The 12,440-nt window shown below is 69.3% G+C and carries 12 protein-coding genes and 1 pseudogene; 11 read left to right on the plus strand and 2 right to left on the minus strand.

Features of this window, described 5'->3' with window-relative positions:
* Positions 1-194: 194 nt before the first annotated feature.
* The 3 genes from EJC51_RS46280 to EJC51_RS46290 are packed head-to-tail and all read left to right on the plus strand — an operon-like array spanning position 195 to position 1,511.
* Complete coding sequence (locus tag EJC51_RS46280; RefSeq protein WP_126276605.1) at positions 195-419, plus strand: hypothetical protein; 225 nt, start codon at positions 195-197, stop codon at positions 417-419.
* Complete coding sequence (locus EJC51_RS46285) at positions 416-703, plus strand: hypothetical protein (RefSeq protein ID WP_126276606.1); 288 nt, start codon at positions 416-418, stop codon at positions 701-703. The genes EJC51_RS46280 and EJC51_RS46285 overlap by 4 nt, the downstream gene beginning before the upstream one ends.
* Positions 666-1,511 carry an ATP-dependent DNA ligase gene (locus EJC51_RS46290; RefSeq protein ID WP_244363281.1) on the plus strand — a complete coding sequence of 282 codons (846 nt, stop codon included), beginning with the start codon at positions 666-668 and terminating at the stop codon, positions 1,509-1,511. The genes EJC51_RS46285 and EJC51_RS46290 overlap by 38 nt, the downstream gene beginning before the upstream one ends.
* Before the next feature lie 185 nt (positions 1,512-1,696).
* Here EJC51_RS46290 and EJC51_RS46295 read toward each other — a convergent pair whose 3' ends face one another.
* Positions 1,697-2,779, minus strand: coding sequence for a LacI family DNA-binding transcriptional regulator (locus EJC51_RS46295; protein WP_341870720.1), 1,083 nt, complete (start codon positions 2,777-2,779; stop codon positions 1,697-1,699).
* Positions 2,780-3,185: 406 nt separating this feature from the next.
* Here EJC51_RS46295 and EJC51_RS46300 point away from each other — a divergent pair, with 406 nt between their 5' ends.
* The 5 genes from EJC51_RS46300 to EJC51_RS46320 all read left to right on the plus strand — a co-directional run bounded on the left by EJC51_RS46300 (position 3,186) and on the right by EJC51_RS46320 (position 10,278).
* Entirely contained in the window at positions 3,186-4,445 is a 1,260-nt protein-coding gene (locus tag EJC51_RS46300; RefSeq protein ID WP_244363283.1) for an ABC transporter substrate-binding protein, read from the plus strand.
* Positions 4,446-4,459: 14 nt separating this feature from the next.
* Complete coding sequence (locus tag EJC51_RS46305; protein ID WP_244363285.1) at positions 4,460-5,515, plus strand: carbohydrate ABC transporter permease; 1,056 nt, start codon at positions 4,460-4,462, stop codon at positions 5,513-5,515.
* Entirely contained in the window at positions 5,512-6,345 is an 834-nt protein-coding gene (locus tag EJC51_RS46310; protein ID WP_126276608.1) for a carbohydrate ABC transporter permease, read from the plus strand. Before EJC51_RS46305 ends, EJC51_RS46310 begins: the two co-directional genes overlap by 4 nt.
* Before the next feature lie 52 nt (positions 6,346-6,397).
* Complete coding sequence (locus EJC51_RS46315; RefSeq protein WP_126276609.1) at positions 6,398-8,014, plus strand: glycoside hydrolase family 13 protein; 1,617 nt, start codon at positions 6,398-6,400, stop codon at positions 8,012-8,014.
* Between the two features lie 140 nt (positions 8,015-8,154).
* Positions 8,155-10,278: an amylo-alpha-1,6-glucosidase gene (locus EJC51_RS46320; RefSeq protein WP_126276610.1), complete on the plus strand. Its 2,124-nt coding sequence runs from the start codon at positions 8,155-8,157 to the stop codon at positions 10,276-10,278.
* Positions 10,279-10,460: 182 nt separating this feature from the next.
* Here EJC51_RS46320 and EJC51_RS46325 read toward each other — a convergent pair whose 3' ends face one another.
* A complete protein-coding gene (locus EJC51_RS46325) occupies positions 10,461-10,973 on the minus strand; it encodes a hypothetical protein (protein WP_126276611.1) in 513 nt (170 codons plus the stop codon).
* Positions 10,974-11,520: 547 nt separating this feature from the next.
* Between EJC51_RS46325 and EJC51_RS48100 the strand changes: the two genes are divergently transcribed.
* The 3 genes and pseudogenes from EJC51_RS48100 to EJC51_RS49680 form a co-directional block, all read left to right on the plus strand.
* The gene (locus tag EJC51_RS48100) at positions 11,521-11,685 is read left to right on the plus strand and encodes a hypothetical protein (RefSeq protein WP_166682986.1); all 165 of its coding nucleotides are present in this window, start codon (positions 11,521-11,523) and stop codon (positions 11,683-11,685) included.
* Positions 11,676-12,029: a hypothetical protein gene (locus EJC51_RS46330; RefSeq protein ID WP_126276612.1), complete on the plus strand. Its 354-nt coding sequence runs from the start codon at positions 11,676-11,678 to the stop codon at positions 12,027-12,029. The genes EJC51_RS48100 and EJC51_RS46330 overlap by 10 nt, the downstream gene beginning before the upstream one ends.
* 157 nt (positions 12,030-12,186) lie before the next feature.
* Positions 12,187-12,399, plus strand: a pseudogene (locus EJC51_RS49680) (Chromate resistance protein ChrB); the annotation flags it as partial.
* Positions 12,400-12,440: the final 41 nt, after the last annotated feature.

Below are 12,440 nucleotides of genomic sequence, written 5' to 3' on the forward strand. Positions count from 1 at the left end.
GGAAAACCGGCAGTTTAGAGGCGTGTCGGCGAATTTGCACCGTGGTGGTACCTGCCACAGATCGCGGGCCGTTCCATGGGTCAAGTGATGTCGGCGTCGGTGAGTTCGTCGCGGGTGAGGGTGACGCGGGTGGCCTTGCCGGCTTTGCTGGCGGTGGAAGGTGGCGTGGGGGATGCCGATCCGGGGCCCGCCGAGTGAAACGAGCCCTGCCCGACGCCGGCACCGTCAAGGCCGCCATCGACACCGTCTTCGACGAGGCGTCCGCCAGCGGAGGCAGGCCGACCGTCACCGCCATCGAGCGCCGCCTCGGCATCCCCCACGCCACCTTCCACCGCCACTACGCCGACCTGATCGACACCCACTTCCGGCCCCCCGGATCCCTGTGGCCCGCAACCAGACGCGCACGGACCGGCCGATGACCGACGAGCCCAAGGAGGAGAATCTCCGCCGGCTGCGGCAGGAGAACACCGACCTGCGCCGCACCCTCGCCCTGTACGAGGAGGCCATCCGGCAACTCACCCTCGAAAACCACGCCCTGCGCGGCGGCAGCAGCGTCATCCCCCTGCCCACCCGCAGCCGAACCTCGCACCATCACAGCCCTGACCTGGGCCCCGTCCTGGTCGCCCATCGCGCGAGGACCGGCGTCACCGCGGAGATGTGGCGGCGTGACCCTGGCACCCCCGATCGAGCCGATGCTCGCTGAAGCCCGGCGGCAGCTGCCCCCGGACGAGGCACTGCCACAGGACTGGGTCGCGGAACAGAAGCCGGACGGCTTCCGGGCCATCCTCTTCGCACGCCCCGGATTCGTCATGCTCCAGTCCCGCCAGGGCGCGGACCTTACCGGCGCCTTCCCTGACATTGCCGCTGCGGCCACCGAGCCGGGTGAGGCGCTCGTGCTGGACGGCGAGCTCGTGGTGCCACACGAGGGGCGGCTGCACTTCGAAGAGTTGCAGCGCCGTGCTCGACGCCGAGGCCGCGGCGCCGTCCAGGCGGCGGCCGAGCGCCCCGCCTACCTGATCGTTTTCGACGTCCTGGAAGCCGGAGGCACCGAGTTGCTCGCCCGGCCGTATCGCGAGCGGCGCGCGATCTTGGAGGACCTCTTCGCCCGCGAGGTGCTCGCCGCACCGTTCACGCTGTGCCCTGCCACCGGCGACCGGGCGGCCGCGCTGGATTGGCTGGACCCGGCCTGGGGCACGGTCGGCATCGAGGGCGTCTTGATCAAGGGCGGCGGGGAGCCGTACCTGCCGGGCAGGCGTGCCTGGATCAAGGTCCGCTCCCGTACCACCTCCGAAGCACTGGTCGGCGGGATCACCGGGACGCTCTCCTCGCCGGCCACGCTGCTGCTGGCCCGCTATGACGCCGTCGGAGACCTGCGGTTGCTCGCCCGCACCACACCCCTGTCCACCGCCCAACGGCGCGACCTCGCCCGGCCCCGACCACCCCTGGCACAAACGACGCTTCTCCGCTGGCTGGGACGCCGGCGAACTGGAATACCGCCCCGTGCGGCCTGACCTGGTGGCGGAGTTCCAGGCCGACACCGCGATCGATGCGGGGCTCTACTGTCACCCCGTCCGGTTCCTGCGGTTGCGCGACGACCTAACGCCGGGCCAGGTACTGCCCTTCACGCCCTGATGGGCGGGGGCCGAGTGGCGCGGAAGCCAGTGCCGCCCGTGACTGGGGGGGCAGACCCGGGAAGTCAGCGCGTGCGGGCTGTGCCCTCCGAAAGCCGGTCGGTGCCTTCCTGTTCCCTGGGGGGAGCGGGAGGCGGGGCTGTGGTTCCTCGGGGGATGAGGTGGGTGGGCAGGACGATGTGCCGGCCGTGGTCGGACTCCGGGTCGTTGATGAGTTCCAGGGCCAGATGGGCGGCAGCGCGGCCCAGGTCGGACGGCGACTGGGCGACGGTGGACAGGTCGAGCCATTCGGCCATCAGCTGGTCGTCGAAGCCGAGGACGGAGATGCGCTGGGGGACGTCGATCTGGACGGTGCGCAGGGTGGAGATGACGGAGGCGGCGAGTTCGTCCTGTTCGGCGAAGATCGCTGTGGGGGGTTCGCGCAGGCTGAGCAGGTTGCCGACGGCCTGAGTCGTGCCGCGTTTGTCGCGGGGCGGGGTGGTGACGACGAGGTCGTCGTCCAGTGGTATGCCCGCCTCGGTGAGTGCCTGCCGGTAGCCGACGAGGCGCTCGCGGGAGCTGAAGCTGAAGCCGCGGGCGTTGACGGTGTGGGCGAAGGCGATGCGGCGGTGGCCGAGGTTGATCAGGTGGCGGGTGGCCTTGCAGGCGGCGGCGACGTCGTCGACGTAGACGCTGGGGCGGCCTTCGACGTGCTGGCTGATGTAGATGACCGGCATGGCGAGGTCGTCGAGGCGAGCGGTCTCCTCCTTGGTGAGGTCGAAGCAGAACACCAGGAGGGCGTCGGCGTTGCGCCGGGCGGGCAGGCGGTCGAAGAACTCGGCCCGCTCGGCCAGGTCGGGGACCACGTAGACGGTCATCTCCATGCCCGCCTCCCGCAGCAGCGGGCCCAGGCTGGACAGTGCCGCCCCCATGAACCAGGAGTCGAGTGTGGGCACGAGCACTGCCATGACGCCGGTGCGGCCGGTGACCAGGCTGGATGCCTGGCGGGAGACGGCGAAGTTCAGCTCGCGGGCGGCCTGCTCGACTCGGGCCCGGACGTCGGGCGAGACCGAGGTCAGGCCGCGCATCGTGCGCGAGACGGTCGACGGGGAAACCCCCGCCCGTTCGGCTACGTCGGCCAGGGTCGGGTGCCGCTGAGCTGGTGACATGAGCGGAAGTTAGCACAGTTCGAGCCTCCAGCGGGAGGCTTTGTGACAGCGCTGTCTCGCCCTTTTCAAGGGTGCGGTGACCGGTTTCATCATATATAGGCACGAGATTTGCCCGCTAACGCATCCGTGCTACTGCGACGTTACGCATTGACTTCCGGCGAGTGCACTTCTACCGTGCAAGCGTTGTCACAACGGAGTCGAAGTCGGCGCCGTGGATTCAACATTCGCGGCTTTGACCTGCTCTTTTGATCTACAAGACGCTATGACAGCACAGTCTCGTATCAGAGCCGTCACATCGTCATCTCGGTAGCTGCTCCCTACAGGGCGCCCTCGCCGAGACTTCGGTTCCGCACGTCCAGGAGAGACAGTGAACGCCAGAACCAGCAGAGTCCTTCAGTGTTCGGCCGTGCTTGTCGCCGCCGGGCTTGTCCTGACCGCCTGCGGCTCCTCCGATGACAGCAGTTCGTCGGGGGCGCCGAAGAGCGCGTCGTTCTCGGGCCGTGGCCCGATCACGTTCGCGGCCGCCAAGGACAGCTCCGGCGTCGTCCAGAAGGTGATCGACGGCTGGAACAAGCAGCACCCGAAGGAGAAGGTCACCTTCGTCCAGCTGCCGTCGGACGTGAACCAGCAGCGTCAGCAGATGATCCAGAACGCCGAGACGAAGTCCGACGCCTACACGGTGCTCTCCCTGGATGCGGTGTGGACCTCGGAGTTCGCCGCCCACCAGTGGATCGACCAGCTGCCCGCCGGGCAGTTCCCGCTGGACAAGATGCTCAAGCCGGTGGTGGAGACGACCAAGTACCGCGACCACCTGTACGCGGTCCCGCAGTCCTCCGACGGAGGCATGCTGTACTACCGCTCCGACCTGCTGAAGAAGGCCGGCGTCAGCGCCGCGCCGACCACGTGGGCGGACATGCAGGCGGCCTGCGCCAAGGTCGAGAAGCTGCCCGAGGCCAAGGGCATGTCCTGCTACGCCGGCCAGTTCCAGAAGTACGAGGGCCTCACCGTCAACTTCTCCGAGGCCGTGAACTCCGCCGGCGGCGTCGTCACCGACGCGGGCGGCAAGCCGGACGTCGACACACCCGCGGCGAAGAAGGGCCTGGACTTCCTGGTCGACTCCTTCAAGGACGGCACCATCCCCAAGGAGGCCATCACCTACCAGGAGGAAGAAGGCCGCCAGGCGTTCCAGTCCGGCAAGCTGATCTTCCTGCGCAACTGGCCGTACGTGTACTCGCTGGCCGAGAAGAGCAAGGTCGCGGGCAAGTTCGCGGTCGCGCCGCTGCCCGGCCTGACCGGAGCCGGCTCCTCCACCCTGGGCGGCCACAATGTGGCCCTGTCCTCCTTCGCCAAGAACAAGGCCACGGCGCTGGACTTCATCAAGTACTTCACCAACCACGACAGCGCGACCACGTTCCTCAAGGAGGGCTCAGCCGCTCCGCCGTACGCGGACCTGTACGACGACCAGGCGCTGGCCAAGCAGTACCCGTACCTGCCGGTGCTGAAGAAGTCGATCCTGAACGCCGTGCCGCGCCCGAGGGTGGTCCAGTACGGCGACGTGTCCTCGGCGATCCAGCAGGAGGCGTACGCGGCCCTGAACGGCGACAAGTCCAGCACGCAGGCGCTGAAAGACCTGCAGGAAGCCCTGCAGAAGCTCTCGGCGCAGTGAGAAGGAGGCTCGTGGTGGCCACTCGGACCCCACCTGAGACGGCCGCGGACCGGCCGCCCGGACCGGCATCAGGCCGGGCCGGGCGGCCCCCCGCGCCGGAGAAAGCCCGGCGCGGCCGGAAGTCGGCCACAGCGGGTACCGGCCGGATGGCGGCCCTGCTGGTGTCCCCGACCCTGCTCGTGCTCACCGTCGTCGTGCTGTATCCGACGATCATGGCGCTGAGGGAATCGCTGTACGGGACCAAGGGTCTGGACCCGAAGACCGGCTTCATCAGCGACACCGAGCCGTTCGTCGGGCTGCAGAACTACACCGACATCTTCGGCGAGGCCGGAGCGCGATTCTGGAACGCTTTTTGGAACACCACCTTCTTCACCGTCGTCACCGTGGGGCTGGAGACGGTGATCGGTGTCGCGATGGCACTGATCATGCACAAGGCGTTCAGCGGGCGGGCCCTGATCCGTGCGAGCATCCTGATTCCCTGGGCCGTGCCCACGGCCATCTCCGGCCTGCTGTGGCGGTGGATCTTCAACAGTGACGGTATCGCCAACGCCCTGATCGGGCACCAGGTCCTGTGGACCACCGAGGGCTTCCACGCCAAGGTCGCCGTCATCATCGCCGAGGTGTGGAAGACCGCCCCCTTCATCGGGCTGCTGGTCCTGGCCGGCCTGCAGGTCATCCCGAGGGAGGTCTACGAGGCGGCCCGCATGGACGGGGCGAGCCCGGTGCGCCAGTTCTGGCACATCACCTTGCCGCTGGTGAAGCCCGCTCTGCTGGTGGCTGTGCTGTTCCGCTGTCTGGACGCGCTGCGGATGTTCGACCTGCCCTACCTCCTCGTCGGCGCGCAGAAGAGTTCGGTGGAGACCTTGTCGATGCTCGCGCAGAACGAGGCGTCCAACGTCCGCTTCGGGCCGGCCGCTGCCTATGCGGTGGTGCTCTTCGTCTACGTCCTTCTCATCGTGCTCGGTTTCGTGCGGCTGCTGGGCGCGGACGTCGTCGGCGACGCGGGCGGTACGGGCAGGAAGAAGCGCCGATGGGCCTCGAAGGGGAACCGTGTGGAGGTGCCGGCATGACCGCGACCGTGAAATGGCGAACCTGGCTGCTCTACCTGGGAGTTGCCGCGGTGGTGGCCTACTGCCTGGCACCCTTCTACTGGATGCTGGTCTCCAGCCTGCGCCGCACCTCGGACATCTTCGACACCTCGCTGCTGCCCGCCCCGGTGTCGTTCGAGAACTACCGTGCGGTCTTCAGCCCCTCCCAGGGCTTCGGCCGCGCCCTGCTCAACAGCCTGATCGTCTCCGGCACGACCACCGTCCTGGCGCTGCTGCTGGCCACGTTCACCGCCTACGCGATGGCCCGGCTGGAGTTCCGCTTCAAGCGGCTGATCCTCACCCTGATCATCGCGACCTCGATGTTCCCGGTCGTGTCGATCCTGGTCCCGCTGCTGAAGCTGTTCACCGACATCGGCTGGATCAACACCTACCAGGCGATGATTGTGCCCAGCATGTCGTTCGTGCTGCCGCTGGCGGTGTGGAATCTGACCACGTTCTTCCGGCAGATGCCCGACGAACTGGAGCAGGCGGCGATGATCGACGGCTGCACCCGCGGCCAGGCGTTCCGCAAGATCATCATCCCGCTCGCTGCACCCGGCATCTTCACCACCGCGATCATCATCTTCATCGCCGCCTGGAACGAGTTCCTCATCGCCCTGTCGATGACGAACCGGCCCAGCATCCAGACCGCGCCGGTCGCCATCTCCAAGTTCGCCGGCGCCAGCCAGTTCGACACCCCGTTCGGCAGCCAGATGGCCGCAGGCGTCCTGGTCACCATCCCACTGGTGATCATGGTGCTGCTCTTCCAGCGCCGCATCGTCGCCGGACTCACCGCGGGCGCGGCCAAGTAACCGCCGGCCGCTGCACCGCACCTTCCCCCACTATCGAAGGACTCTCAGCACCATGTCCTCCACCACGCCCTCGCCCTGGTGGCGCAGTGCCGTCATCTACCAGGTCTACATCCGCAGCTTCGCCGACGGCGACGGCGACGGCATCGGCGACATCGCCGGCCTGCGCTCCCGCCTGCCCTACCTCAAGTCGCTCGGCGTGGACGCCCTGTGGATCAACCCCTGGTACAAGTCCCCGATGGCGGACGGCGGCTACGACGTGGCCGACTTCCGCGCCATCGATCCGCTGTTCGGCACGGTCGCCGACGCCGAGCAGCTCATCGCCGAGGCCCACGAGCACGGGATCCGCATCATCCCCGACATCGTGCCCAACCACACCTCCGACGAACACGCCTGGTTCCAGGCCGCGCTGGACGCCGGCCCCGGAAGCCCGGAACGCGCGCGTTACATTTTCCGGCCCGGCCGCGGCCCCGACGGTATCCAGCCGCCCAACAACTGGGTCTCCTGCTTCGGCGGACCGGCCTGGACCCGCATTCCCGACGGCGAGTGGTACCTGCACCTGTACGCCCCCGAACAGCCCGACCTCAACTGGCAACACCCCGACATCCACGCCGAGTTCGAGTCGATCCTGCGCTTCTGGTTCGACCGGGGCGTCGACGGCTTCCGTATCGACGTCGCCCACGGGCTCGCCAAGGACCCCGAACTGCCCGACCTGACACGTGAACAGATCGTGCACCCGCACTGGGACCGCGACGAGGTCCACGACATCTACCGCACCTGGCGTCAGGTCGCCGACGAGTTCCCCGGCGAGCGGGCCTTCGTCGCCGAAGCCTGGGCCGACACCCCCGAACGCCTCGCCGCCTACGTCCGACCCGGCGGCCTGCACACCGCCTTCAACTTCGACTTCCTCATGGCCAGCTGGGACCCCAAGGACCTCCGTACGGTCATCGACGACTCCCTCGCCATGCTCAGCGGCGTCGGCGCCCCGGCCACCTGGGTGCTCTCCAACCACGACGTCATGCGCCACACCAGCCGCTACGCCCGCCGGACCGTCGCACGCTGGGTGCCCAACGAGCGATACCAGCCGGAGGGCCCCGTCGACCTCGAATTGGGCACCCGTCGAGCCCGCGCTGCCGCCCTGCTGATGCTCGCCCTGCCCGGCGGCGCCTACATCTACCAGGGCGACGAACTCGGCCTGCCCGAGGTCGAGGACCTTCCCGTGGACGTCCTTGAGGACCCCATCTGGGAACGCTCCGGCCACACCGACCGCGGCCGCGACGGCTGCCGCGTCCCGATCCCCTGGTCCGGGCAGGCGTCGCCGTTCGGCTTCAGCCCCGACGACGCCTACGCCGGACCCTGGCTGCCCCAGCCCACCGACTGGGGCCGGCGCAGCGTGGAGGCGCAGACCGGCGACGAAACCTCGATGCTGGAGCTGTACCGCAGCGCCCTGCGCTTTCGCCGCGACCACCCCGCCCTCGGCGACGGCACCATGACCTGGCAAGACGCCCCCGCAGGCGTCCTCGCCCTCCGCCGCGAACCCGGCTTCCTCTGCGTCGTCAACCTCTCCGATGAGGCGTACCAGCTGCCCGACCACACCGCGATCCTGCTGGCCAGCGGCCCGGTAGCGGACGGACGGGTGGAACCCGAACACGCGGTCTGGCTCGCCGTATAGCGGCCCGCAATCGCGGCCACGGCCCTTCGAACCGCCAGGGCCTGTCCGGTGTCACTCCCCGCTGACCGGACAGGCCCTGGCCCCACCCTCGGCACGGCGGGCGCCGTCGCGCCAATACCATCGCGAGAGGCTCCGCTCCTTTGGACATCACCACCACGTCCCAGACCTCCGATCCCGTGGCTGTAGGACCCGGTGTGGTGCAGGGCCTGCAGCCCTTCGTGCACGACGCTGTCGTCTCGGTGTGCGCACCGAGCCTCGTGGTCTCACACCCGGACGGGCAGCTCGACGGCGGGGCGGACGGCTTCTACCACGGTGACACCAGGGCGCTGGCCCGGCTGACCGTGGCCGTGGAGTCAAGCACCCTCGCTCCGGTCTCGGGCGGGTTGGAGGGGGCGGACCAGGCGGGCTTCCGGGCGGTCGTGCGGGGCCTGGGCGAGGTGACGGCGGACCCGGTGGTCGCCCTGCACCGGCGCCGTACCGTCTCCTCCGGCCGCCTGGAGGAGACCTTCGAAGTCACCAACCACAGCACCCAGCACGTCGGCTTCCGGCTCACCGTGCGAGCATCCACCGACCTCGCCCCGATCGAGCAGGTGAAGTCCGGCCGCCTCCTGGCCGACGTACCAGCCGAAGCGCAGGCCGAGGCGGGCGCGCTGTTCTGGTCTCACGGCGGGCTCGCGGTCCGCCTGCTCAGCACCCCGGCACCGGATGAGCTGGACGCGCCAGCCGGGCAGCTGTCGTACGAGATCCAACTTGCACCCGGCCAGTCGCGGAGCGCGCGCCTGTCCGCCACGGCCACGCACGACAACGGAGACCATTTCCCGGCCGCGCCCGCGAACCAAGTGCCCTGGAGCACTCCCGTACTGCGCAGCGCGGATCGGCGCTTCGACCGATGGCTGGCGCAGTCGGTCGCCGACCTGGAGCGGCTGCGCCTGACGGACCCGCAGTCGCCGCAGACGGGCTGGCCGGACCAGTTCCTGGCAGCCGGCGCCCCCTGGTACCTGACCCTCTTCGGCCGCGACGCGATCTGGGCCGCCCGCATGCTCCTCCCGCTCGGCACCGATCTCGCTGCCGGCACCTTGCGCACCCTGGCCCGCCGCCAGGGCACCGTCACCGACCCGACCGCGGAGGAACAACCAGGGAAGATCCTTCACGAAGTGCGTCGCGGCGCCCTGCAGATCGCGGACCGGCTCACCCTCCCACCCATCTACTACGGCACGGTCGACGCCACCCCCCTGTGGATCACCCTCCTCTACGACGCCTGGCGCTGGGGCCTGGACGCCCAGGAAGTCGAACGGCTCCTGCCGCACGCGGAATCGGCACTCGCCTGGATGCGTGACCAGACGCTAGCCGACACCAACGGCTTCCTCACGTACGTCGACCACACCGGCCGGGGCCTGGTCAACCAGGGCTGGAAAGACTCCGACGACGCCATCCGCCACCGCGACGGACACTCCGCCACAGCGCCGATCGCGCTGTGCGAGGTCCAGGCGTACGCCTACGAGGCCGCACTCGGCGGAGCAGCTCTGCTGCGCGCGTTCGGCCGCCCGGGGGCCGATGAGTGGGAGACATGGGCCGAGCGGCTCGCGGACCGCTTCCGCGACCACTTCTGGGTGACAGACGGACACGGCCCCTACCCGGCCGTCGCGCTCGACGGCGACGGCCGGCCGGTCGAATCGGTCACCTCCGGCTTCGGCCACCTCCTCGGCACCGGACTGCTCAACACCGAGGAAAGCGCACTGCTCGCGGCACGCATCGCCGGACCCGACCTCGACGCAGGCCACGGCCTGCGCACCCTGAGCAGCAACGCGGTGGGCTTCAACCCCTACGGCTACCACGTCGGCTCGATCTGGCCGCACGACACGGCGATCGCCGTACACGGCCTGGTCAAGGCCGGATTCCCAGGCGCCGCCGCCTCACTGGCAGCGGGCCTGCTGACCGCGTCAACGGCCTTCGACGCCCGCCTCCCCGAACTCTTCGCCGGCCACGGCAGCCAGCAGAGCCCATACCCCGCCCCCTACCCGGCGTCCTGCCGACCACAGGCATGGGCGGCCGCCTCGGCGATCCTGGTACTCCAAGCAGCCCTGGGCCTGGACGCAGACGTCCCCGGCGGCACGGTTTCCATCGCACCCAACTTCGCCTCGACGTACGCACCGCTCACGGTGAAAGGACTCCACGTCGGCGGAGACCAGGTGGACGTCACGGTCACAGCGGACGGAACGGTAGACATCAACGCTCCGGAAAAGCTGACAGTGATCACACCCTGAAGCCGCGCCGCCAGGCCATCCCTCAGCGCCCAACCACGCTGCGAGATCGCGAACGACAGCGGAAGCCGTGGGACAGCGGACAAGAACAAACGGGCGTGGATCCTCTCCGGGGAGCCTTTGGCCTGCGTGGTTGCTGAGCGGGTGCTGGTTGCTCGATCGTCGTGATGTCGACTGGTCGGGATTCAAGGGTGGTGGCGATGGTCTCGTGGCAAGAGGAGGGGCAGCAGGGTGGGGCCGATTTGTACGTCGGAGCTTGCGTTCAGCCCGCCGCCGAAGGATCCGTCGTGGTGGAGTTCGACCTGTGCGCGGTCGCTGAAGGCGGTGTAGGGGCGGCTGGGTGTGAAGATGGAGCGGCGCAGCCCCACCACGGGGTACGGGCTCGACACGTGCCGGCGCAGCAGGCTCTGACTGCGGCCGGGGAGGGCGTCGAGGATCTCAGCCATGACCGGATCGGCGACCGACGGATTGACCGTCGGGGCCAATTCGACGGGCGCCGGCACGGTGGGGACCGCCGTCACGACGACCCACACTCGGCGCGGATCCTGTTGGAGGGACCGGTGGCGCAGTTCGTCGTACAACCGGTGCAGGTGGGCCTGTGCGCCCTGGCGGAGGGCGAACCGTCGCCCGTATGCCGCCTCGAGCTCGGATTCACCGAGCCACGGCGTGTCCGTGCCGACCCTTTTCGGGTACCGCATGACCTCCTTGTCCACGACCACCAAGTGCGGGGCCTCCGGACTGCGGGGAACCTCGACGACGACGGGCGAGCGGCCGGGAGCCGCTGCTTGCGCGGAGCCTCCAGATCAGCCCGCAGCCAGGCGTCGACCGTCTTCTTGTACGGCTCCATCCGAGGCGAAGTCCGCACCGGCCGACGGCGCGGGGTGGGCGCCGGCGAGGACAAAGCCTCGCGTACCAGCCGGCGGTGAACGCCGTACTTCTTCGACAGAGCCCGGATCGACATCTGCCGCTGCCAACTGTCCCGCCGGATCCGGTCGAACAGCTCTTGGTTGGACAAAGACATCCACAGCACCGCCCCTGACGGAGACCACAGGAACCGTCTCACCGCAAGAGCCGAGGTGGGGTCACTTCGTCCCGTCACCACCCCTCAATGCACCCGCAGGCCCGATCAACTGGGGCCGCTGGACAACGTCACAGCCACGCTCGACCTTTGGGCCGTTTCCGGGGCGGCGCTGGCGGGTGTGGGTCTCGGACTCCTCGACGGTGGCCTCACGGACCTACCCCCGCGTGAGCGGCCGGCGGACCCCCATGGGCGCGTTCCGGGAGGCCGGGATCGAGGTCGTCACCCTCGACGGCCTGGACGTCTCCGAGGGCATCGACACCTACCACCTTGCGGAGAACTACGGGATCTCGGGCAGACCAGGACGCCCGAGGGCCGACCGATGCCGATGATCACGCTGTTCCCGGAGACCGGCGGCGCGGGGCTCGAGGACCTGGAGCGCCGAACCGCGTGGGAGCACTGGGGCCTGTATGGGGTGCCGGGCACCGACCCGAACCGGCGGCTGAGGGCGAGGATCGCCGACCGCTCGCTGGCAGGCCTGGTGCACGTAGGCCCGGACGGAGCGGACGCCATCGAGCTGTGGCGGGCCGCGGAGTCCGTGAGCCTGCCGGAAGACTGGTGGGACTTGCTCGACCAGGTGCAGCACCTCCTGGTCGTCGGCCCGGTCAAGGAGCCCGATCAGCGGGCGCTGCAGGACGCCGGCGACCCGCTGCCGCCAGGGTCGGCCGTGGAGTAGCGACGGTGGTGTCGCGGGATCTCGGCTCCGGTGCTGACGGCCTCCATGAAGCTGGTCATGGGTCTGCTGCGGTGCTCGACGGCTGCACGGACCTTGCGGTGGGCGGCGTTGTCGTCCTCCTCGCCCGGCAGCAGGGGCCGAGTACGCGCAGCTCGTTGTGGAGTTCAACGCCGAACGGGACACCGAGTACGCCGAGGTCGTCGAACGCGCCCCCGACCTCCTGGCCGAGCTGGAGAAGGAAACCGCCAACAACAACGCCGCCTATGCGGAGGTCGAGGAGTCCGAGGCGGACCTGGAACGGTTCGACAGATGGCTCGCCAAGATCGCCGCCCGCGACTACTTCGACGCTCCCGGGGGTACCGCGGCGCGCGAGGCAGTGGAGCAGTGCTGTACGGCACTCGCCGCGTTCGA

This window comes from Streptomyces aquilus (genome assembly GCF_003955715.1).
Taxonomy (GTDB): domain Bacteria; phylum Actinomycetota; class Actinomycetes; order Streptomycetales; family Streptomycetaceae; genus Streptomyces; species Streptomyces aquilus.

Bases quoted from the DNA above. Each gene is read 5' to 3' on its own strand.
- EJC51_RS46330 (WP_126276612.1), top strand. From the start codon at position 11,676: ATGCCGATGATCACGCTGTTCCCGGAGACCGGCGGCGCGGGGCTCGAG.
- EJC51_RS46325 (WP_126276611.1), bottom strand. From the start codon at position 10,973: ATGCGGTACCCGAAAAGGGTCGGCACGGACACGCCGTGGCTCGGTGAA.
- EJC51_RS46315 (WP_126276609.1), top strand. From the start codon at position 6,398: ATGTCCTCCACCACGCCCTCGCCCTGGTGGCGCAGTGCCGTCATCTAC.
- EJC51_RS46310 (WP_126276608.1), top strand. From the start codon at position 5,512: ATGACCGCGACCGTGAAATGGCGAACCTGGCTGCTCTACCTGGGAGTT.
- EJC51_RS46295 (WP_341870720.1), bottom strand. From the start codon at position 2,779: ATGTCACCAGCTCAGCGGCACCCGACCCTGGCCGACGTAGCCGAACGG.
- EJC51_RS46285 (WP_126276606.1), top strand. From the start codon at position 416: ATGACCGACGAGCCCAAGGAGGAGAATCTCCGCCGGCTGCGGCAGGAG.